The 21,571-nt window shown below is 58.3% G+C and carries 23 protein-coding genes, 1 tRNA gene and 1 riboswitch; of the genes, 18 read left to right on the forward strand and 6 right to left on the reverse strand.

The window, feature by feature from the left end:
• Positions 1-71: 71 nt before the first annotated feature.
• The 3 genes from K3728_01260 to K3728_01270 all read left to right on the forward strand — a co-directional run bounded on the left by K3728_01260 (position 72) and on the right by K3728_01270 (position 3,631).
• Entirely contained in the window at positions 72-1,256 is a 1,185-nt protein-coding gene (locus K3728_01260; GenBank protein ID UWQ95902.1) for an integrase arm-type DNA-binding domain-containing protein, read from the forward strand.
• Positions 1,253-2,008: a hypothetical protein gene (locus K3728_01265; protein UWQ95903.1), complete on the forward strand. Its 756-nt coding sequence runs from the start codon at positions 1,253-1,255 to the stop codon at positions 2,006-2,008. Before K3728_01260 ends, K3728_01265 begins: the two co-directional genes overlap by 4 nt.
• 468 nt (positions 2,009-2,476) lie before the next feature.
• Positions 2,477-3,631: a hypothetical protein gene (locus K3728_01270; GenBank protein ID UWQ95904.1), complete on the forward strand. Its 1,155-nt coding sequence runs from the start codon at positions 2,477-2,479 to the stop codon at positions 3,629-3,631.
• A 97-nt stretch (positions 3,632-3,728) separates the two neighbouring features.
• On the opposite strand, the gene K3728_01275 is transcribed toward K3728_01270, so the two are convergent.
• On the reverse strand, positions 3,729-3,920 hold the full coding sequence (locus K3728_01275; protein UWQ95905.1) for a hypothetical protein: 192 nt from the start codon (positions 3,918-3,920) through the stop codon (positions 3,729-3,731).
• 103 nt (positions 3,921-4,023) lie between these two features.
• Here K3728_01275 and K3728_01280 point away from each other — a divergent pair, with 103 nt between their 5' ends.
• From K3728_01280 to K3728_01290, 3 genes are all read left to right on the forward strand, one after another.
• Positions 4,024-5,031, forward strand: a complete 1,008-nt coding sequence (locus K3728_01280) for a tyrosine-type recombinase/integrase (GenBank protein ID UWQ95906.1) — start codon at positions 4,024-4,026, stop codon at positions 5,029-5,031.
• 97 nt (positions 5,032-5,128) lie between these two features.
• Complete coding sequence (locus tag K3728_01285; protein ID UWQ95907.1) at positions 5,129-5,935, forward strand: putative rhamnosyl transferase; 807 nt, start codon at positions 5,129-5,131, stop codon at positions 5,933-5,935.
• 134 nt (positions 5,936-6,069) lie between these two features.
• Positions 6,070-6,903, forward strand: coding sequence for a sulfotransferase domain-containing protein (locus tag K3728_01290; GenBank protein UWQ95908.1), 834 nt, complete (start codon positions 6,070-6,072; stop codon positions 6,901-6,903).
• 109 nt (positions 6,904-7,012) lie between these two features.
• On the opposite strand, the gene K3728_01295 is transcribed toward K3728_01290, so the two are convergent.
• Positions 7,013-7,258: an HNH endonuclease gene (locus K3728_01295; protein UWQ95909.1), complete on the reverse strand. Its 246-nt coding sequence runs from the start codon at positions 7,256-7,258 to the stop codon at positions 7,013-7,015.
• A 583-nt stretch (positions 7,259-7,841) separates the two neighbouring features.
• A tRNA-Lys gene (locus tag K3728_01300) sits at positions 7,842-7,917 on the reverse strand.
• A gap of 88 nt (positions 7,918-8,005) precedes the next feature.
• On the opposite strand from K3728_01300, the gene dapF reads away from it, so the two are divergent.
• From dapF to K3728_01350, 10 genes are all read left to right on the forward strand, one after another.
• Positions 8,006-8,854 (forward strand): diaminopimelate epimerase, encoded by an 849-nt coding sequence (dapF, locus tag K3728_01305; GenBank protein UWQ95910.1) that lies wholly within the window; start codon positions 8,006-8,008, stop codon positions 8,852-8,854.
• Positions 8,851-10,125 (forward strand): tRNA (N(6)-L-threonylcarbamoyladenosine(37)-C(2))-methylthiotransferase MtaB, encoded by a 1,275-nt coding sequence (mtaB, locus tag K3728_01310; protein UWQ95911.1) that lies wholly within the window; start codon positions 8,851-8,853, stop codon positions 10,123-10,125. Before dapF ends, mtaB begins: the two co-directional genes overlap by 4 nt.
• Before the next feature lie 278 nt (positions 10,126-10,403).
• The gene (locus K3728_01315; protein UWQ95912.1) at positions 10,404-11,057 is read left to right on the forward strand and encodes an FMN-binding negative transcriptional regulator; all 654 of its coding nucleotides are present in this window, start codon (positions 10,404-10,406) and stop codon (positions 11,055-11,057) included.
• Between the two features lie 30 nt (positions 11,058-11,087).
• Complete coding sequence (locus K3728_01320) at positions 11,088-11,369, forward strand: hypothetical protein (GenBank protein ID UWQ95913.1); 282 nt, start codon at positions 11,088-11,090, stop codon at positions 11,367-11,369.
• Positions 11,369-11,968, forward strand: coding sequence for a glutathione S-transferase (locus K3728_01325; protein ID UWQ97404.1), 600 nt, complete (start codon positions 11,369-11,371; stop codon positions 11,966-11,968). The genes K3728_01320 and K3728_01325 overlap by 1 nt, the downstream gene beginning before the upstream one ends.
• A complete protein-coding gene (locus tag K3728_01330; GenBank protein ID UWQ95914.1) occupies positions 11,965-12,381 on the forward strand; it encodes a GNAT family N-acetyltransferase in 417 nt (138 codons plus the stop codon). Before K3728_01325 ends, K3728_01330 begins: the two co-directional genes overlap by 4 nt.
• 78 nt (positions 12,382-12,459) lie before the next feature.
• Positions 12,460-13,008 (forward strand): pyridoxamine 5'-phosphate oxidase family protein, encoded by a 549-nt coding sequence (locus tag K3728_01335; GenBank protein UWQ95915.1) that lies wholly within the window; start codon positions 12,460-12,462, stop codon positions 13,006-13,008.
• A gap of 232 nt (positions 13,009-13,240) precedes the next feature.
• On the forward strand, positions 13,241-13,816 hold the full coding sequence (petA, locus tag K3728_01340) for a ubiquinol-cytochrome c reductase iron-sulfur subunit (GenBank protein ID UWQ95916.1): 576 nt from the start codon (positions 13,241-13,243) through the stop codon (positions 13,814-13,816).
• A gap of 14 nt (positions 13,817-13,830) precedes the next feature.
• Positions 13,831-15,180, forward strand: coding sequence for a cytochrome b N-terminal domain-containing protein (locus K3728_01345; protein UWQ95917.1), 1,350 nt, complete (start codon positions 13,831-13,833; stop codon positions 15,178-15,180).
• Positions 15,181-15,194: 14 nt separating this feature from the next.
• Positions 15,195-15,992 (forward strand): cytochrome c1, encoded by a 798-nt coding sequence (locus tag K3728_01350; GenBank protein ID UWQ95918.1) that lies wholly within the window; start codon positions 15,195-15,197, stop codon positions 15,990-15,992.
• Positions 15,993-16,096: 104 nt separating this feature from the next.
• Here K3728_01350 and K3728_01355 read toward each other — a convergent pair whose 3' ends face one another.
• The 3 genes from K3728_01355 to thiB are packed head-to-tail and all read right to left on the reverse strand — an operon-like array spanning position 16,097 to position 19,309.
• On the reverse strand, positions 16,097-16,786 hold the full coding sequence (locus K3728_01355; protein UWQ95919.1) for an ATP-binding cassette domain-containing protein: 690 nt from the start codon (positions 16,784-16,786) through the stop codon (positions 16,097-16,099).
• Complete coding sequence (locus K3728_01360; protein UWQ95920.1) at positions 16,773-18,338, reverse strand: thiamine/thiamine pyrophosphate ABC transporter permease ThiP; 1,566 nt, start codon at positions 18,336-18,338, stop codon at positions 16,773-16,775. Before K3728_01360 ends, K3728_01355 begins: the two co-directional genes overlap by 14 nt.
• Positions 18,314-19,309 carry a thiamine ABC transporter substrate binding subunit gene (gene thiB / locus K3728_01365; GenBank protein ID UWQ95921.1) on the reverse strand — a complete coding sequence of 332 codons (996 nt, stop codon included), beginning with the start codon at positions 19,307-19,309 and terminating at the stop codon, positions 18,314-18,316. Before thiB ends, K3728_01360 begins: the two co-directional genes overlap by 25 nt.
• A gap of 43 nt (positions 19,310-19,352) precedes the next feature.
• A riboswitch (TPP riboswitch) is annotated at positions 19,353-19,485 on the reverse strand.
• Positions 19,486-19,555: 70 nt separating this feature from the next.
• On the opposite strand from thiB, the gene aroC reads away from it, so the two are divergent.
• The gene (gene aroC / locus K3728_01370; GenBank protein UWQ95922.1) at positions 19,556-20,668 is read left to right on the forward strand and encodes a chorismate synthase; all 1,113 of its coding nucleotides are present in this window, start codon (positions 19,556-19,558) and stop codon (positions 20,666-20,668) included.
• A 162-nt stretch (positions 20,669-20,830) separates the two neighbouring features.
• Positions 20,831-21,538 (forward strand): hypothetical protein, encoded by a 708-nt coding sequence (locus tag K3728_01375; protein ID UWQ95923.1) that lies wholly within the window; start codon positions 20,831-20,833, stop codon positions 21,536-21,538.
• Positions 21,539-21,571 lie beyond the last annotated feature (33 nt).

The raw sequence follows: 21,571 nt of genomic DNA on the forward strand, positions 1-21,571 counted from the left end.
ACGCCATGTTTTCGGTTCTGGTGCTGCCGCAGTGCTTCCAGAAAATGGACGGTTTAGAGGAGGTCTTGAACATGTTGAAGTTAACGAAACGTTCTATCGATCAGCTTGCGATTTCCGACAAAGATTACTTTGTTTGGGACAGTGAACTCTCTGGGTTCGGCGTTCGCGTGATGCCATCTGGCCGGAAGTCCTACCTCATTCAGTACCGCGCAGGTGGACGGTCTCGGCGGAAGACCATTGGTCAGCACGGTGTTTTAACGGCGGATCAAGCGCGGGTAGAAGCACGTAAACTGTTAGGTGATGTAGCTCGCGGCGAAAACCCAGCTGAGGACCGCCAGCGCAGACTTAGAGAGCCGACGATTTCCTCGTTATGTGATCGGTTTCTGAGCGAGTATGTGTCTCTCCACTGCAAGCCTTCGACGTTTAACGGGTACAGCACCTATATCGAAACTTGCGTTCGGCCCCGCTTGGGAAGCCGCAAGATTGGGGATCTGACCCGTGCCGATGTGGTCGCCTTCCATCACGACCTGCGCGACCGTCCTTATACCGCGAACCGGGCTGTCGCGATGCTCTCGCGCATGTTTAACCTCGCGGAAGATTGGGGGTTGCGTAACGAAGGTTCAAACCCGGCGCGTCGGATCAAGAAGTACCGAGAGGAAGAAAAGAAGCGGTATCTGTCAGATGACGAACAAGCCCGGTTGGGGCAGGTCTTGGAAGATGTATTGGCGACGGGGCAAGAAACGGAATACGCGGTGGCGGCTATTTCTCTGCTGGTTCTTACGGGTTGCCGGTTGGGCGAAATCCTGTCCCTCAAGTGGGAGTACGTCACACCACGGCACCTCGAGCTGCCAGACAGCAAGACAGGGCGTCGCCGCATCCCTCTGCCGCGCGAGGCCTATGACATCATCACATCGCTGCCGCGTAGGGCTGGGAACCCCTATGTGATCCTCGGCGTGACGGATCACGGGCATTTGGTGAACCTCAACAGCCCGTGGCTGCGCATCAGAAAGCTGGCAGGGTTAGAAGACGTTCGAATGCACGACCTGCGCCACACTTATGCCAGCGTTGCGGTTATGAGTGGGATTGATCCGTTCCTGCTTAAAGAAATCATGGGCCATAAAAATTTGCAGACGACGCTGAGATATTCGCACTTTGCGGATGAAGCCGTGCAACAGGCGGCAGGGTCGGTCGCGGGTAAGCTGGCGGGTGCTCTGGGGCGGCGGTCTACGATGACTAAACTGCGGGTCGTGCAATGATTGGACAGTACCTAGACAGGACCGCCAGTGCGGAAGAAAAGGCGAGCAAAAGAGAGTTCTATACTGAGGTGCAAGTGCATGAAATTGCATCCGAATTCGGTGTGCGATCGGAACTGTTGGGTCAGTTCGCAGCGCATTTGGAGCATGCGGCAAGAAGATGGTCTGTCTGTCGCCAACGTGGGCCAGTTAATGTTGGTGATACGAGAGCAGCACTTAAAGACCTGAGCAAAAGCTTAAGCGCCACGACCAAAAAGATGAGGTCGATGCCGGATGAAGTGTGGCGCGATATTGGGGAAGCGCCCCAAGAGCCTGATAATGCTCCCAACGATTATCTGGTGCATCGCGCGAGACTTGAAGACGAGGCATACAGTGAAGTCACGATCTCTGCCGAGATCGGCCCAAGGCATTGTCCTAGCAGGGCCAGTATTTCAGAGATCGTTGCAATGCTGGACGCACTGTCGGAACGCGCTTTTGTAGTCGAACAAATGGACGGACATTTGTTTGGCCAGCGCGGCCCAAAGAGAGACGCGGCTTTTAACGATTGGGTCCGCCAGATCCGGATAATTTGGTGCGGAACGTTTGATCGAGAATTCACGTATGATGTGATCGAGGGTAAGGCGGTCTCTGACGCAGCGCGGTTCTGCTGGGCAGCTTTTGGGCCTCTAGATACCAGGCATACGGAAGAAGAGACCATCAAGAAGTTGCGAAGCTTTCTAGAATACGATCGTAAAAACAAAGACTTACATATTTAGTGGCCACTTGGCCAAATAACCCTGTCTATGGATTCAAGCGATTTCCGAAATTGCACCCACTAGGAATGTCCCATCGCAAAAGCAATGGAGCGTTACATGGATGGGAACACCGTTTCACATACTAATTTGGACCTGCAAGGTCTTCTCGATGAACACGCAGTGGCTGATTTGATCTGCCACTCAGTTCGCACAATCCAGAAATGGCGCGTGACCGGGCAGGGTCCCGAATACTTTAAGCTCGGACGTTCTGTGCGATATCGCCGTTGCGACGTCTTGAATTGGGTTGATGCGCGTCGGAAGGCGCACACGTCCCAATGACGAATGCAATTCAAGCTCAACTCGACCGCGCTACCGTGCATGGCCGCCGTCAGGCGGCGGGCGCGGTGTGTGGGCGAGCGTGCTTCTGAAGGTTCCTAAAGGGGGTCTTTGTAGCACCCCCTCCTAGAAATACATCGAAAGGAAAACACTATGCATGTCCTCTATTCTGGCTTCGACGGTCTCGATTTGGCAATCAAAGCTCACGCCCCACCTGAATTGGTAGAAAAGTTGGAAGCGGGCAAGACCTTTGCCACCGAACGTCAACATGAAGCCTACACAACCTTCAACGGTGTCAAAATCTACATCAGCTCGTCGGGGCGACAGGGCGGTTACACCTACACGTTTAATACCGGGGCTGAGGGCGCGATCTGGGCGGTCAAGAAACCAAACGCTTCCGACCCGTGGGGCGTACATGTCTCGATCAGGTCTCGCGCTCTGGCCCTGTACGGATTGGAAAAGGTACGGCACGATCTTGAGGCTACGTGTGAGAAATTGGGCTTTCGTGTTCCTCCTGACGGTATCAGCATCGGACGCGTAGATTTCGCCGTTGATATCCTCGATCCGACGTTTTCGCTCGACCCCAACGCTTTCGTTGTGCATTCGCGGACCATGCTCAAGACACACATGGATCTTGCGGCCAGCACTACACAATCCCGCTCAGGACGCATCACCTCCGTGACCATTGGTAAGATGCCCGGTCGCCAAGCGATTGTTTACGACAAGCGTGAAGAGGTCCTGAAAGAGCACAAACACGAATGGCCCCTGATCTGGCAGGAAGCCGCAACTCGTCTCGGACTATCGCCGCTCGACATGACACGAAGAGAAACCAGCCAAGTCTGGCGTGTCGAGCTAAGGCTTGCCAAAACAGCGCTCCGCAACCGAACAAACATTCGTGGCTGGGTCTCGTTCTACGAAGAGTTAGAAGCTGAGATGGCGCGTCTTTCACACGATGTCTCGCTCCATGTTCCAATCGGGGATACAAACCGCTCACGTTGGCCGCTGCATCCCCTTTGGAAAACCGCGAACGCCGTGGTCGAAGCAGGGCTGTTTTCACATGATGTCCAAGTGGCACCTGAGCTCGTTCACGCTGCCGACCTTCAACAGAAGCAGCTTGAATTTCTTAGATCGATCGCTGCCCATAGCGTGACCTTGGCGTACCTTGAAGGCGTGCAAGAGGCCGACGTGCCCGAATTCCTCGAAGAAATGCCGTCGCGGGTGGAAGATTTCTTGGCGCAACATAAGCGTGATCTAGGGAAACGGATGAGCGAAGCCGCAGAGAAGTATGGAGCGTTGGTTCGAAGGTAGGAAGGTAGGAAGGGCGGAGAACTGCCGTTCGCTGCAAACGCAAGATAGCCAGCAAGAACGTATCAACACTACCATTAAGACGCGGCTCAATGACCATTTAGTTGCTTTTGAAGGTAAATCTCAGCTCACCCTTCTCAGGGTGAGTTTCAATCGATTTGATCCGCTTTTCAGGATCTTTTGCGTCAGTAAATGCATCGACCGCTAGGTCGGTTGCGCCGTAGCGAGCAACATACTCGAGCAGTGCATTTTCTAATTTTTCGACCCGACTCAACTCATCATCTTTCGACATGCTGGTACCCATATATTCGATGATTAAAGTATAGGAGCAATGTATTAACGATTGATTAATGCCCATCCTTGCAACGTCCATGCATCTACGGAGGAGGGTTCAAATGACGACCGTGTTTGATCGAGAGTTTGAGAGAGCAGAAGTGCTGACAGTTTTGACAAGCCAGTCTGAACAAAAGCGCCAAGCGATTATAGAGGAGTATGAGCGTCGTTCGTTGGAAGCTTTCGCTCCTGAGACGCTCAGAAATCTGAGGCAAATTAAAAAGGCTTTTTCGGAGTGGTGCAGCGAGCGGGGCTACGAGGCTACCCCTCCTGTCCAGCCACAGATTGTCGCTGAGTACATCGAAGCGATGGGTGGCAAGTTAAGCGCGAACACGATTGCAACTCGCCTTTGGGCAATCAGCGAGCACCATCGAGCGCTTTTTCTTCCATCGCCGTGCCGCCATAGGCTCGTCGAACTCGCTCTGAAAGCCGTGAAGAGAAAGTATGGAGCCTTTACGCGACAGGCGCCCCCACTTGCAAAAGCAGAAGTGCTAAAGGTGGTCGCCGCTTTGGGAACGAGCAGGCAGGAATTGCGCGATCGTGCCTTGATCTGGGCCGCTTCTGATACATGGTGCCGGGTTTCAGAGCTTGTAGCGTTCAAAGTGTGCGACCTAGAACGTCAAGATGACGGTTCGAGTCTACTATTTGTGAGGCGTTCGAAGACAGATCAGTTTGCAAAAGGGGACTACGCTTTCCTATCCAAGGGAGCATCAAGTGCCGTTCTAAAGTGGATCGAAGTGGCAGAGCTGAAGACCGATGATCCCATCTTCACCAAGTCACAATGCCATGCAATTCGGAAGCCGTTGTCTCCGGCAACTGTATCTCGGATTATGAAACGTCGTTTTGATCGCAAGGATGTGTCGTCGCACAGTATGCGTGTAGGGGGCGTCCACGACGCCTTTCGGTTAAATTGCAGTCTTTCGTCCATCATGGTGGCAGGCCGCTGGCGGTCCCCGGAGATGCCGGCCCGATATGGACGCCGAATTCTTGCCAGCCAATCTGCTGCGGCGCAGGTTGCAGAGGCGTTTGAGCAAGAGGCTGCGATGGCTGACGGAAGTCACATAGGTTGAGTTCATAGACAGATAAAGTGACAGTGGTGCCCACACGAACCAAGTATTGCCTAAGACGGCACTTGGCTTGCGGAGCATTGTGAAAGGTTTGGCAGTCATGCCGGAAGTTCTAGGTATCTTACGTTTCTCTATGGTTCTTAAAACCAACAGAGGATTCCCTGCATTGGTAGATCAGTCTTACGAGGACCGGTGCGAACTCATCTTTGCAAAGGAGCGCATGGAGCAACGACTGCACCTGCTTCAAACGCTTCTTTTTCCCTCGCTGCGAGCACAGACTGATTTCGATTTTCGCCTTGCAGTTTTGATCACGACGAACATTCCTGAATCATATTTACGTCAACTCAAACGGCTGCTTAGCGGCTTCCCACAAGCCTTTATTGTTCCGGTGCCACCCAGTCGAATGCTTCGGTTCGGATGTAAAGTAGCATTGGAAACGGCGATTTCCCCGGATGCAGGAAGGTGGGCGACATTCAGGATTGATGATGATGATGCGCTCGCGGCTGATTATATAGCCAGAGTTCGGTCGCACCTCAAAAAAGTCAATGAGACCTCCGCGCTTACTTTCAACAGGGGAGTAGAATACTCGCTGCAGAAAGATTCTGAGGGCGTAATGACAGTCGATGGTCGTCCCTTCTCAGGTGCGGGACTTGCGCTACTAGCAGTTGATGACCTGGCCGCAGCTAGATTCCCCACGGTCTACCAGTTGGGACCACATCGCCATGTCGCGCAGCATCTTCCCACCATTTGCGATAGGGGCGGCCCCGCGTTTCTGAGGCTCCTTCACGAAAGCAATGTAAGTAACGCGACATCAAGGCCGAATGCTCGAAAATTAACTGAAGACGAAAAGATCGACCTAATGGGCCACCGCTTTCCTACGATCAACCTTGAGAACATCGAGTGCTGAGTTGAAACGAAACCATGCAAGAGAAGGCCGCGGACAATCAATGGAAGTTGCGTATTCCCCGAAGTTTTGATTGACCCGACTGCTGACGTCGCCGTGTTGACTGTTCGGTGCCAATTGAGCGTTGGACATGGTTCATGGACCGGTTGAGCGTGCGTGGCATTGATTTGAAAGGCAGAAAATTGGCGGCAAAATCGCTTTGCGTCATTACCAATCATAAGACCGGGACAGTTTGGCTCAGACGGGTGTTTCAAGCGGTTGCGCGCACTCAAGGAAAGCAACTGCACCTTGCACAGCGCCCTGAAGATGCTGACAGCATACGGGCGTTGATTGAAGATGGAACGTGTTTTCTATTCGCCGGAAACGGCGTTCGACCGAAGGTGTTGGATGATTGTGAAACCATGCGATTTGTTTACTCGGTGCGTGATCCCCGAGATGTCTTACTTTCCGGATTAAATTACCACCTACTGCACTCTCCCACGCCGAAATCGCCCGAAGCAATCATTCACACCCCGAGAGATCGCTTTGGTGGGTTAACCTATCAACAGAAGCTTCGGAGTTTGCCTGATCGGCTCGCCCAGCTTCGTTTCGAAATGACCCACATTCACAGTCGTACCGTGAAGAAAATGCTGGCCTGGGACTACTCCGACCATCGGAACATCGCGTGGCGATACGAAGACATGATGAACGATGTGGAAATGATACGGTTTGCACGAATGCTCCAGCAACTAGGATACGAGGCAAAAGCTATAGAGGACATGAGTGTAGCTTTTCGAGAAGAGAGCCTTTTCGGAAGTAGATCCAGAACGGCGCAGTCGTCACAGCACATTTTGTCTGGTCAATTGCACCGTTGGAAATCAGAACTCCCTTATGAATTTGCACAGTTGTACGCAAAGCAGTTCGGTCACGCGCTGGTAAAACTGGGATATGAAATTGACCAGACTTGGGTAGAGCGCCTACGCGACACATGATCAGGCTTAGCGTTACTGAGAACAAACGTTCAATTGGATGAGCCGCATTGCAGCAATTGTGACTCTAACGAACGTCTGGTTTGGGCCGAAAGCCACAGTTAAGTGAAAATTAGCTGCTGAACCAGCGTCCTTGGTTCAGGCGTCGTCTTACGTGAGCGCGGTGGCTCTCCGGCGAACGCGGTTTTTTGCATTTGTGCCGTGTGGTGTTGCAGTAGCGACAAGCCGCAACGATGTTTTCGGGATTGTTTGACCCTCCATCCGAGCGCGCCCATAAGTGTTCTGCAGTACACTGAAGAGCCTTTGTTCGTCGTTTCTGTGTAGTGCAATCCGTTGCGTCGAGCGCTTTGTCCCACATGCGTTTGCCGCAATAGAAACACTTCCCACCTTGGGAAAGCATCTTGGCACGACGTATTCTGACTAGAGAGTTCATAGTTTCAGGTCTCCTCTCATTTTCATAAGAAGCGAATGCGCGATGCCGGAATCGGCACCCCCCGACAGGAAGCTAAAGCTCGCGCGTGACCCGATTTTCGTGGCAACGCAGTTCGGACAAACCGGCCTTTGGCTCGGCTTGGATAGTGAAGTCTACGGTATCGAATTTGACACGCTTGTGTCAACTAGAGCTGGATAGTCGCCCTTACCCTATCGGGCAGTGCCTAGGGGGATCGAGAAGGGGGCCATGGCGAATGGTCCCCTCGGGGTTGCCTCATGGTGTCCCGTTAGATGGTGGGCCGACATCCCGCGCGATAGACGCGCCGAGCGGAGTGAGGGTAGGTGCGGCCTGCTCACGTGTTGGCATCGAATCACGAGAAACGCTTGTATGTTGCGGCCTCACCACGCTTTGAATCCGTGTGCTGCTGCTTCCGCCATGCTTCCAGAATTGGGAGCTCGCACAACTTGCACCAAGTCTCGCGCTTAAATATCTGATAAATAAGGTGAAATGGTGAGCCCTGCAGGATTCGAACCTGCGACAAATTGATTAAAAGTCAACTGCTCTACCAACTGAGCTAAGGGCCCGCTCAAGTCGCGCTTACTAGGGTCGCTTCCGGGGCGCGTCAAGCGAAAATCCCCGTGGGGTCTTTGAACTGTCGCCGGGTTCTCGTATATGCGGCGAATGCCTGATCCTGTTTCTCCTTCCGGTCTGACGTTTTTAAAGATGCACGGCCTTGGCAATGACTTTGTGGTCATTGATGCCCGCGACGGTGATCGCGTGATGACGCCTGCGTTGGCGCAAGGCTTGGGGGATCGTCATCGCGGCGTCGGGTTTGACCAATTGGCGGTGATTGAAACGGGCGATGATAGTGACCTGCGGCTGACGTTCTGGAACGCCGACGGCTCCGTTGCCGGGGCTTGCGGCAACGCGACCCGCTGTGTTGCCCGGCGCGAGATGGAGCTGACGGGGCGCGACCGCATCACGCTCCGAACCGAGCGGGGGCTGTTGGAGGCGGTTGATGCGGGCGATGGGCTGACCTCGGTCAACATGGGCGCGCCGCTTCTGGAATGGCAGGATGTGCCGCTGGCCCATGCCTGCGATACGTTGAACTTGCCGATTGACGGCACGCCGGTGGCGACGGGCATGGGCAACCCCCATTGCACCTTCTTCGTGGACGATGCCAACGCTGTAGATCTGGAAGGCCTTGGCGCGCGCTTCGAACATGACCCACTTTTCCCTGAGCGCACGAACGTCCAGTTCGCCCATGTGATCGGGCCGGATCATCTGCGGATGCGGGTGTGGGAACGGGGCGTTGGGGTTACCCTGGCGTCGGGTTCTTCGTCCTGCGCCGTGGCTGTGGCCGCGGCGCGTCGCGGACTGACCGGGCGCCGCGTGCGCCTGACGCTGGACGGCGGAGAGATCGCGATTGATTGGCGCGAGGATGGCGTCTGGATGACAGGCCCCACGGCCCATGTGTTCACGGCGACTTTGACGCCCGCGTTCCTTGATGCGCTGACATGAGCTTGCCCAACCATAAGCCGCCCGTGTTCCACACGCTGGGCTGTCGCCTGAACGCCTACGAGACCGAGGCGATGCGCGAAATGACCGACGCCGCCGGCTTGCAGAACGCTGTGGTCGTCAACACCTGCGCCGTCACGGCCGAGGCTGTGCGCAAGGCCCGCCAAGAGATTCGCAAGCTGAAGCGCGACAACCCCGATGCCAAGCTGATCGTCACCGGCTGCGCCGCCCAAACCGAGCCCGCCACGTTCGAGGCAATGGGAGAGGTGGACCTTGTCCTTGGCAATACCGAGAAGATGAACCCCGAAACATGGACCGGCATGGCCGCTGATTTTATCGGCGAGACCGAGAAGGTGCGCGTCAACGACATCATGTCGGTCACTGAGACGGCCGAGCACTTGATCGATGGTTTCGGCACCCGGTCCCGTGCCTATGTGCAGGTGCAAAATGGCTGTGACCATCGGTGCACTTTCTGCATTATCCCCTACGGTCGGGGAAACTCTCGTTCTGTTCCAGCGGGCGTTGTGGTGGATCAGATCAAGCGCCTCGTGGATCGCGGCTTCAACGAGGTGGTGTTGACCGGGGTTGATATGACCTCTTGGGGGGCGGACCTGCCGGGGGAGCCGAAGCTAGGCGATCTGGTGATGCGTATCCTGAAGCTGGTGCCGGACCTTCCGCGCCTGCGGATCAGCTCGATTGATAGTATCGAGGTGGACGAAAACCTGATGCAGGCCATCGCGACAGAGCCGCGCTTGATGCCTCATCTGCATTTATCGTTGCAGCACGGCGATGACTTGATCCTGAAGCGCATGAAACGCCGTCACCTGCGCGACGATGCGATTGTCTTCTGCCAAGAGGCCCGTCGCCTGCGCCCCGACATCACCTTTGGCGCCGATATTATCGCGGGCTTCCCGACCGAGACTGACGCCCATTTCGCCAATTCCCTGAAGTTGGTGGAAGAATGTGACCTGACGTGGCTGCACGTCTTCCCCTATTCGCCCCGTGAAGGCACGCCTGCCGCCCGGATGCCCGCCGTCGATGGCCCGACCATCAAGGCGCGGGCCAAGCAGTTGCGCGATGCCGGTGAAGCCGCCGTAACTGCGCATCTCGAAAAGCAGGTCGGGCAGGTTCACCGCATCTTGATGGAAAACCCGCACATGGGCCGGACCGAGCAATTTACCGAGGTTCGCTTTGCCAGCGAACAGCCGGAAGGGCAGATCGTGACCGCAAGAATTGCGGGCGTCGAAGGGAACAGCCTGTGCGCCCAAGGGTGATTCCGGGGCGACTTATTCATTGAACCTTGAAGTAAACAGATGGCCTGCTCCGGCCCCTTTGTTTGCACAACACACACGATCCTTCTGGCACCTGTCGAAAGGGATAGGTCAAAAGCACAACAGTCGGATTTAAAGCCCGGTGTTGCAGCAACCGAGCAGGTGCATCGATCTCTTTTTTGTCAGAGATCAACCGCTTGGCGAGTTCGTTAACTTTTGTATCGTTAAGCTGACGGCGTGCCCGCTTGTGGCGCCGCATACTCATTCTATGGGGACTATCCATGCATCCGAATCCGGCTTTTCGCCAAGAACCTGCTTTCACCAACATCGGCCTTTGCCGAAAGCGGGGCTTTGGGATGCTTTGCCTCAACGGCGACCCCGCGCCGATGATTGCCCATGTACCGTTTTTCCTAAATGACGCCGGCGACACGGCAGAGCTTCATCTGGTGCGCTCCAACCCGATTGCGCGGGCGGTGAAGGACGCGACCGCTGCGGTGATCGCCGTGAATGGACCCGATAGCTATGTCTCCCCGGATTGGTACAGCATCCCCAATCAGGTGCCGACATGGAACTACGTAGCCGTCCACATGCGCGGCCTGTTGCATCCGATGGCCCCTGAAGAAACGCGCGTTCATCTGGACAGGCTCTCTGGCCATTTTGAGGACCGCCTTGCCCCCAAAAAGCCGTGGACGACGGCAAAGATGTCGGCAGACCTGTTGGAGAAATTGCAACGGCAAATCATCTCCTTCCGGTTTGAGGTCCAAGAAGTGGAGGGGACGTGGAAGCTGAACCAGAACAAACCCGACAGCGCCCGGCAGAATGCGGCTGAGGCGATCAAGCAATCTCCCATCGGGCATGAGGTTGAAACGCTCAGCGCGCTGATGACCGGTGGCGTTCCGTCGATTGATAAGGACGCGCCGCTGACCTACATCTAGGACATCACTCTTTCAAAGGGGATGACCTGGATGGCTTTGAACATTCCACCAATGGCGTTCATCGCGCTACGTTACGGCGCTTTCGCCGCTGCGGGTTTTGCCGCCGCGCGTTTTGCCCCCCGTGGGCGGTTGTCGCCTGCGGTAGAGGCTGAAATGAATGCCGCCCCCGAGGGCGTGCAGATGTGCAAGGCGCCGGGGCAATTGGCGGCGGCCGCGAAAATCACAAGAATACTGCGGGTAGGGCGGTTTGGTCCGCGTTTCCGTGTCGATGGAACGGCGCTAGCGCGTCTGAGAATAAGGCGACTGATATGATTGAACTTCTGGGCTCTGATGCCTCTCCGTTCGTGCGCAAAGCGCGTGTTTTGGTGGCAGAGGCAGGCATCACGGATGTGCCCTATGTGCAGGTAACGGCCACGCCTATGGGTGGGGAAGACCGCCTGAACTCGGCCAATCCCTTGGGCAAAATCCCCGCGTTGGTGCGTGAAGACGGGCCAACGATTTATGACAGCAACGTTGTGTGCCGTTTTCTGGATGATCGTGCGCAAGCGGGCCTCTACCCCGCGGGCCGTTTGTGGGAGTGTCTGACGCTTGAGGCCACAGGCGACGGTATCATGGAAGCCGCCGTGGGCATCGTTTACGAAAAGCGCCTGCGTCCAGAAGAGCTGTGGTGGAACGACTGGTTCGACGCCCAATGGGTAAAGGTCACACGGTCCCTGGATGCGTTGGAACGCCAGTGGATGAGCCATCTTTATGGTCCCGTGGATATGGGCCAGATCAGTGTCGCCTGTGCGCTTGGCTATCTGGACCTGCGCCATAAGGACCGCGATTGGCGGACAGGGCGCGACGCTTTGGCGGCGTGGTACAAAGGCTTCGCGGAACGCCCCTCAATGGCTGATACCGCGCCCGAATGAAGATCGCTCTCGCTGACACCGACGCCGCGCGGCAGGCTTGTTTCGACATCCGCCGCGCGGTCTTCATCGAAGAACAGCAAATCCCCGAGGCCGAGGAATGGGACGCCCATGATGCGACCTGCCTGCATTATCTGGCGGGGGACGGCGCGGGAACTGCTCGGATCATCGCGCGGGGCGACACCGCCAAGATCGGGCGCGTCGCGGTGATGAAAGCCCACCGGGGCACGGGCCTTGGGGCGCAGATCATGCAGGCGTTGATGGACGACGCCAAGGGGCGTGGTTTCACCGCCGCCGAGCTCGAATCACAGGTCTATGCGATCCCGTTCTATGAACGCTTGGGCTTTGTGGCGGAGGGGCCGGAATACGACGACGGCTCGGGCATCCTGCACCGCTTGATGCGCGCGGGTCTGTAGTCGCAGGGATTCTCGTCACAGCGCAGGCTATGCAGGGCCGGGCGTTCGCGCTATGTTCCGCCAAAAGGAGCCTGCGCCATGCCTCTTGGAACGAAACTGAACGGAACGCTGCGTGCCTTCATTCAGCGCCAGCAGATGTTCTTTGTGGCCACCGCCGCGCCCACGGGGCGGGTGAACATGTCGCCCAAAGGGGCCGACAGCCTGCGCATTCTAAGCGACACCCATGTGCAATGGCTCAATCTTTCGGGCAGCGGCAATGAGACGGCAGGCCATCTGCTGCAATCGGACCGCATGACCCTGATGTTTTGCGCGTTTGAGGGCGATGCGCTCATTCTGCGGCTCTATGGCACAGCCAAGGCGATCCATCCGCGTGATGACGCTTGGTCAGAGGCCGCCGCACGCTTCCCCAAGATGGCCGGAACCCGGCAGATTTTCGATATGCAGATCGACTCCGTGAACATGTCTTGCGGGTCGGGCGTGCCCTTCATGGCGTACCAATCGGACCGTTCCGCCGTTGAAATGATCCCGTTTTTTGAAGATTTGGGGGAAGATGGCACCAAGGATTTCTGGCGCCGCAAGAACTTGGAAACCATCGACGGCCACGACACTGCTTTGTTTGAGGATTAGCCCTTCGCGCAACGGTGATTTCCAGACATTTCTAAGGGAATCGCCGTCAGTGGGGCGATCGGAGCGAAAATATGCGACATTTCGGCCCCCGTGTGCGCGTTTGTCCGCTGGACGCGTAAACCGTCAAACAGTAACAGCAACAGCAGCTTGGGGGCGGAGGGATTCCGTCGCCGCAACTAGACGTTTCCAGGTCTGAAGACGTTTGGACCCAGAGAGAAAGGACGCAGAGCTCGTGTCAGATACACAGGATCCGTCCGGCGACCGCCGGGATTTTCTGTACTACGCCACCGCTGGTACTGGTGTTGTTGTTACAGGTGCGGCCGCTTGGCCGCTGGTGAACTCCATGAACCCTTCCGCTGATGTGCAGGCTGCCAGCCAGCTGCGCGTTGACGTGTCGGGGGTAGAGCCGGGCACTCAGCTGACCGTGCTGTTCCTTGGTAAGCCAATTTTCATCCGTCGCCGCACAGAAGAAGAAATTGAAGCTGGCCGCGCCGTAGAGATGAGCGAGCTTGTCGATACCGACGCGCGAAACGCCAACGCCGCCGGTGAAGATGCCGCAGATATCAACCGTACGCTGGTCACGCCCGATGGCGAGAACACCGGTGAATGGCTGGTGATGCAGGGCGTTTGTACGCATCTTGGCTGCGTGCCAATTGGTGACGGCGCTGGTGACTTCGGCGGGTGGTTCTGCCCCTGCCACGGGTCGCACTACGACACCGCCGGCCGTATTCGTCGCGGTCCTGCGCCTGAAAACCTGCCGGTTCCGCCAGCAGAGTTCCTCGACGATTCCACAATTTTGCTCGGTTAAGGGAGGATTGAACCATGGGTGGTATTCCCCACGACCATTACGAACCAAAGTCTCGGCCAGAGAAGTGGCTTCACCGCCGCTTGCCCGTCGTTGCTTTGATGTACGACACATTGATGATCCCGACGCCGAAGAACCTCAACTGGATGTGGATTTTCGGCATTGTGCTGGTGTTCTGTCTGGTGATGCAAATCCTGACCGGTGTGCTGCTGGTCATGCACTACACGCCCCACGTTGATCTGGCGTTCGCGTCGGTTGAACACATCATGCGTAACGTGAACGGCGGGTGGGCTATCCGCTACATCCACATGAACGGCGCATCGCTGTTCTTCGTGGCCGTTTACCTGCACATCTTCCGCGGCCTTTACTACGGCTCCTACAAGGCGCCCCGCGAAGTCACATGGATCATCGGCATGCTGATCTACGTGCTGATGATGGGCACCGCGTTCATGGGTTACGTTCTTCCTTGGGGGCAGATGTCCTTCTGGGGCGCGACCGTGATTACCGGCCTGTTTGGCGCCATCCCGTTCATCGGTGAAGGCATTCAGACTTGGCTTCTGGGCGGACCCGCCGTGGACAACGCCACGCTGAACCGCTTCCTGTCGCTGCACTACCTGCTGCCCTTCCTGATCCTGGGCCTGGTGATCGTCCACGTCTGGGCCTTCCACACCACGGGCAACAACAACCCATCGGGTGTTGAAGTGCGTCGCACCTCGAAGAAAGAAGCCGAGGCGGACACGCTGCCGTTCTGGCCCTACTTCGTCATCAAGGATCTGTTCGCGCTTGCCGTGATCCTGGTGATCTTCTTTGCGGTCGTCGGCTTCATGCCAAACTATCTGGGCCACCCCGATAACTATATCGAGGCGAACCCGCTGGTGACCCCCGCGCACATCGTTCCTGAATGGTACTTCCTGCCGTTCTACGCGATCCTGCGGGCGTTCGACGGCGAGGTTTGGGTCGTGATCGCGGCGAACTTCCTGACCGGCGGCATCGTCGATGCGAAGTTCTTCGGCGTGATCGCCATGTTCGGCGCTATCCTTGTGATGGCTCTGGCACCTTGGCTGGATACGTCCTCTGTTCGGTCGGGCCGCTATCGCCCCATGTTCAAGTGGTGGTTCTGGGTCTTCGCCTTCAACTTCATGGTTCTGATGTGGGTGGGCGCACGCCCGGCCGAGGGGATCTATCCCTACATCGCCCTGATCGCGTCGGCCTATTGGTTCGCGTACTTCCTCGTCATCCTGCCGCTTCTTGGCGTGATCGAGAAACCGCTGCCACAGCCCGAGACGATCGAGGATGACTTCAACGAGCACTATGGCAAAGGCCATGGCGCATCCGGTTCGACCTCTGCGTCGACCCCGGCTGAATGAGAGAGGATCTGACAATGCTCAGGAAACTTACAATCAGCGCCATCGCGGCTCTGTCCCTCTCCACCGGCGGCGCAATGGCGGCTGGTGAAGGTGGTCACGTTGAAAACTATGCGTTCTCGTTCGAGGGGCCCTTCGGCACCTTCGATCAGGACCAGCTTCAGCGCGGCCTTCAGGTCTATACGCAGGTTTGCGCGGGCTGCCACGGTCTCCAGTATATCCCTTTGCGGACGCTGGCCGATCACGGCGGCATCGGTTGGACCGAAGACGAAGTGCGTGCCTACATCGATGAGAACTTCATCGAGGTATTCGACGACGATTTGCAGGACTGGCGTGCGGCAACCCCGAACGACAACTTCCCCGCAAATGACGGCGTTGGCGCCCCCGACCTGAGCCTGATGGCGAAGGCACGGGCTGGTTTCCATGGCCCCTACGGCCTTGGCATCAACCAGTTCATCTACGGCATCGGCGGTCCTGAATACATCGCGTCGCTTCTGACCCACTACACCGGCGAAGAGCAGGAGCAGTTCGGCAGCATTCTTTATGAGAATGAGACGTTTGAGGGCGGCTACATCTCTATGGCGCCCCCGCTTTATGACGACGCAGTGGAATATGCCGATGGCACCCCTGCAACGGTAGAGCAGATGGCAGAAGATGTGGCAGCGTTCCTGATGTGGACGGCGGAACCTCACCTGATGGCCCGGAAACAGTTGGGCTTTGTGGCGTTCATCATCCTCGGCTTGTTCTCGGTCCTGCTGTACCTGACCAACAAGCGCCTCTGGGCACCGGTCAAGGCGCGGGCAAAAGCCAGCTAAGACGCCTCGCGTCGATGAAAGATTGCAACGCGCCCTTCGGGGCGCGTTTTGCGTTTGGGCAGTAGGGCGGGCATTTGCCCGCCACCCGCTCGTGACAGGGTGCCCTACATCCAAGGTTGCAAGGCCGGCGCCTTATCCGCGATCGCTTCGCCCAAATCAGCGTTCAACGCCACCTCTCCCGCTTCCAGCAGCAGCACCCGGTCGCACAGGCGTTCCGCATCGCGCAAATCGTGTGTCGCCATCATCAGCGTTTGGCCGGTCTCGTCGCACAGGGTCCGCACCAGCCCCAACATCTCGCGCCGCAAGCCGGGGTCGAGGGCCGAGAACGGCTCATCCAGAAGCGCCACAGGTTTGTCGCGCAGCAGCATCCGGGCAAGGGCGACGCGGCTTTGTTGACCGCCGGACAATTCCGCAGGCATACGCCCCGCCATTCCATCCAGATCGACCTTCTTCAAGGCCCCCTCCACCCGCGCCTTGTCCGCCGCGCTCAGGTTCAGGTTCGGAGCAATCCCAAGGGCGATGTTGTCAAAGGCGTTCAGATGCGGGAACAGATTGCCGTCCTGGAACAGGATCGAGACGGGCCGATCCGCCACCGGCAATCTGGTCACGTCTGTGCCCTTCATCGACACGCGCCCTTCATCGGGCCAGAGGAACCCCGACAACATGGACAGCAGCGTGGACTTGCCGCTGCCCGACGCGCCCATCAATGCGACCCGCGCCCCCTCGGGCACTGTAAGATGCGCCGATAGCGTAAAGCTGCCTTGGCGCACGCGGATGTTCTCAAGATGCAGCATTGGCGCGACCCCCTTGGTCAAATAGCCAGAACATGCCCAAGGACAGAGCCATCAACAGCACCGCCGCCCCCTGCGCGTCATTGGTGCGGTAGGAGCCGAACAGGCGATACATCTCCAGCGGAAGCGTCTCTTGCCCTTGGGCCGAGAACAAAGCGATCACCCCGAGGTCTCCCATGGAAAACGCCGCGGCTAACCCCGCGCCAAAGCCCAAGGGGCGGCGCAGACGCGGCAGGATCGCGTGGCGCAGGCGGGCCATGCCGCGCATCCCCAAGGCGTCGGCAAGGCGGCCCTGTGTGGCCTCTGCCTGCTTTGCGGCAGGGATCAGGGCCCGCAAAAGGAAAGGCAGCGCCACCAGCGCATTCACAAGGCCGGTGATGGGCAGCGATAGCGTCACCGGGTTAGCGATGGGAAAGACGATCAGGAACAGGCCCGTCCCGATCACCAGGGGCGACACGGCGATGGACAGAAGACCCACGCCCTCCAACCCCGCGCGGGTGGGTTTGCCCGCGATCAACAGCGCGATGGGCAGGGCCAGCGTCACCGCCAGAGCGGTGGAGGCCAGCGCCAGCAGGACCGAGCGCAGCGCCGCCTCCCACGTCGAGATTGGCAGGCCCGTGACCGCGCCGATGCCTTGCCCGGCGACAGCGGCCAGCGGCAACAGAAGGAACGCGCCCGCAAGGATCAGCGCGGCTGCGTCGATGCCGCGCGACAGCGGCCTGTCACCGGGCCACGGCATTGCCGGGCGATCCAGCCCGCCGCCGAATTCGGTCGCATTGGCAAAACGCCACACGATCAACCCCGCGCCAACGCAGATGGCCACTTGGACCATCCCCAGAAGGGCCGCGCGGCCAAGGTCGAAGTCGAATTGAAAGGCTTGGTAAATCGCCAGCTCGATCGTGGTGGCGGCGGGGCCTCCGCCAAGGATCAGGGCGACGGCGAAACTGGTGGTGCAGATCAGAAAAATCACCAAGGCCGCACCGGGAAGGGTGGCCCGCAACAGCGGCCAGCCAAAATGGCGGCGCATGTCCTGAGCAGTGAAGTTCAGCGAATGGGCCAGCCTGATCCGCTCTGCCGGGACCGCAAGCCACGCTTGCAGCAACAGCCGCGTTGCCAAAGGCAGGTTCAGGAACACATGGGCCATGACAACGCCCACCATCCCGTAAATCTCGACCGTACCCGCGCCAATGCCCTCCAGCGCCGCATTCAGCCAACCGGCCCGCCCAAAGATCGCCAGAAGCCCCATCACGGCGACAATCACCGGCAGGATAAAGGGCGCCCCCATCAGCGAGATATAGGCGCCGCGCCCGAGAAACTTGCGCCGAGCAAGGGCGCGCGCCACGGGGATTGCCGCGATGCAGGACACGAACGCCGAAAGGGCCGCTTGCAGCAGCGTGAACCGCACGGCCGCCCAATCGGCTGCACGCAGGTCAGAAAACCCCTCGGCCCGGAAGATCACCGCGCCGAGGGGGGCAAGAATGGCCAGCGCCACCAGCAAGGTAAAAACCCCGCCGATGGTCTGGGTCAGCGTTACTGGCTGAGCGCGTTTTGCCATGTGGCCAATGCCTCATCCCGCACCGCTGCCGCCTCTGCTGCTGAGAAAATCAGCGCCGTTTCTGGCTGCGTCAGTGTCCCGAAGCCTTCTGGCAAGCTCTCGGCTGGCAAGGCCGCGGGATACATCCAGTTGGTCTCTGGAATGACCGTCTGGAACGCCGGAGATACCATGAATTCGATGAATTGCTGCGCCAGCTCTGGGTTGTCGGCGGTTTGCAGAACGCCACCAACTTCGACCTGCATGTAGTGGCCTTCGCTGAAAGAGGCAGAAGCGTAGCTGTCGTCCTCTTCCGCGATCAGGTGGTAGGCAGGAGAGGTGGTGTAAGACAGAACCATATCTGCCTCGCCCTCTAGGAACAGGCCGTAGGCCTCGGACCAGCCGGGGGTCACCGTCACGACGTTGTCGGCCAGCGCTTCCCAGATCGCGGGGGCAGCGTCGCCATAGGCGTTCTGCACCCACATCAGCAGGCCCAGACCGGGGGTCGAGGACCGGGGGTCTTGGATCACGATGGAGGTTTCCGATGCGGCAAGCGCCTCAAAGCTGGCAGGCACGTTTTCCATATTTGCGCGGTGAACGAAGGCAAAGTAGCCCCAATCAAACGGCAGGAAGTAGGGGTCGTTCCATTCAACGGGCAGGGTCAATGCATCGGTGGTGACGCCATGTTCCGCCATCAAGCCCGCCTCAGTGGCGGCGGCGGTCAGGTTGGTGTCGATGCCCAGGACGACATCGGCCTCGGACCGTTCGCCCTCCAGCCGTAGCCGCGCCAGAAGCGCCGCTCCGTCACCGGTCGAGGTGAACTGCAAGTCGCATCCGCAGATTTCCTCAAACGCGACTTCGACACCGGGGCCGGGGCCCCAATCGGAATTGAAGCTGTCGTAGGTGTAGACCGTCAAGACGGGCTCTTGCGCAAAGGCAGCCCCCGTCAAAAGGGTCAGACCCGCAGCGATGATGGTGGTGTTGGTGAGAGTCATGGCTCACGCCTCCAAAGCTAGGGGCGAAGTGAAGTCCGGGCGATCTGGCCGCGATAACCTTCCCTCCGCCGGTGTTAACCGGTTCAGGTTCAACGGGTCAGCTTTCGCAATCTCAGGCCAGCATATCGTCAGATACTCAATATCATTCGATACACGGGCCCCCCCGAGGTGCCTACAGACCTAGGTTAAAGCGCGCGGGTCGGCAAGCGACTTGGCAAAAGCGCCCCACGGGGCTAATCGGGGCCTATGAGCATGAATTCTTTCGGTCACCTTTTCCGCGTCACCACTTGGGGCGAAAGCCACGGTCCGGCCTTGGGGGCGACAGTCGATGGCTGCCCTCCGGGGATTGCTGTCGATGCTGCCGCCATTCAGCACTGGCTGGATCGCCGCAAACCGGGCCAGAACAAATACACCACCCAACGGCGCGAAGCTGATGAGGTGGAGATTCTGTCTGGCGTGTACGAAGGCCACACCACCGGCACGCCGATCCAGTTGATGATCCGCAACACCGACCAGCGGTCGAAGGATTATGGCGACATCGCAGAAAAGTTCCGCCCCGGACACGCCGACATCACCTATTGGCAGAAGTACGGCATCCGCGACCCTCGGGGCGGTGGCCGTTCCAGCGCGCGGGAAACCGCGGCGCGGGTGGCAGCGGGCGGCATCGCCCGGTTGGCGCTTGGGGCGCTGGCGCCTGACCTGCGGATGACCGGCTATATGGTGCAGATGGGCCCCCACGCGATTGATCGCGCCGCCTTTGATCTTGCTCAGGTTGAACAGAACCCGTTCTGGGTGCCCGACGCAAAAGCCGCCGATGATTGGGCCGACTACCTTGATGGCCTGCGCAAATCCGGCGACAGCGTCGGCGCGGTGATCGAGGTTCGGGCCAGCGGCCTTCCTGCCGGGCTTGGAGCGCCGATCTATGCCAAGCTGGACACCGACCTTGCCGCCGCGATGATGTCGATCAACGCCGTGAAAGGCGTTGAGATCGGCGATGGCATGGCCGCCGCTGCCCTGACCGGATCTGCCAATGCCGACGAGATCCACATGGGCGCCAATGGCCCCGAATATTCCAGCAACCACGCGGGCGGCATCCTTGGCGGGATTTCTACCGGTCAAGACGTGATCGTGCGGTTTGCGGTAAAGCCCACGTCCTCGATCCTCACGCCGCGTGCAACGATCACTAAGGCAGGAGAGCCGGCCGAGATCATCACCAAGGGCCGTCACGACCCTTGCGTGGGTATCCGCGCCGTGCCCGTCGGTGAGGCGATGATGGCCTGCGTCCTACTGGACCATATTTTGCTTCAACGAGGGCAAATTGGTGGCAACGTGGGCGAGACCCGAGGCAACATCGGGTAGGATTTTGTTAAGTTATACAGTGTTATCGATCCAATCCTTGGCTGTTTAGGGCTTTGGTTCCAACTCTAGAACAATGTGGCAAAACTGTCCCGAATGGGCCATGTTTCTGCCACATTTCGGGAAAAATAAGGCGGTTCTGGGGACTTAAGAATTGGATGTCTGATGGGGCAGAATGCTCACAGCAGTGGGTCGCATCGCGGCTATGTAACGATTGATTGGTTTGTTCTGACGGTGGCCTGTGTCGCGCTGTTGTTCTTGTTGGGGACGTTGCTGCGCACCACCGTTGATCCCGACGAAATCAGCGCGGGCAGTTTCAACCAACTTGCGGGGCAAGATACGCTTCTAGCGTATCAGGATTTCAACTTCGGCGCTCCGGGGTGGAGCCCTGCTGAAACCAGCGATCGTCTGCCCGGCCTTGGTCCGGTTCTTGGCCCCTTCTCTGACGCGGCTGTGCAACGCTCGTTCGCGATGCACACGGATGCGACCACGGCGCAGATCACCTTCGATATCCATCTGATCGGTGATTGGGCGGGGCAGGGTGGTGTCCATATCTCGCTTGGCGAAGAAGAAGTGCTGACCGTGAACGTCCCCGAGGGTGCGAGCCTTGGGGAGGTTGCGTTTGATACGGTCCAGACGGACACCGTCAACATTGCTGTGCGAAGCGATGTGATCCAGCCCCGTCCGTCTGAAACCGCCCTTCCCGGAACGGCAGACGCCTTTGCCAGCTTGCGGGTGCGGATGACCTTGGCCGATCCGGCGGAAACCTTGGTCCTGCGCCTGAATGCGGATGTTGAAGGCGACGCGGCGCAGTGGTCGTTGGATAACCTGACCGTGGTGGCCACCAGCGGGGATGGCGTGACGCAGCCCTAAGGTGTCGGCCAAAGGCGTCTGCTGGGGGGGGCG

The sequence above is a fragment of the Rhodobacteraceae bacterium M385 genome, assembly GCA_025141835.1.
Taxonomy (GTDB): domain Bacteria; phylum Pseudomonadota; class Alphaproteobacteria; order Rhodobacterales; family Rhodobacteraceae; genus Gymnodinialimonas.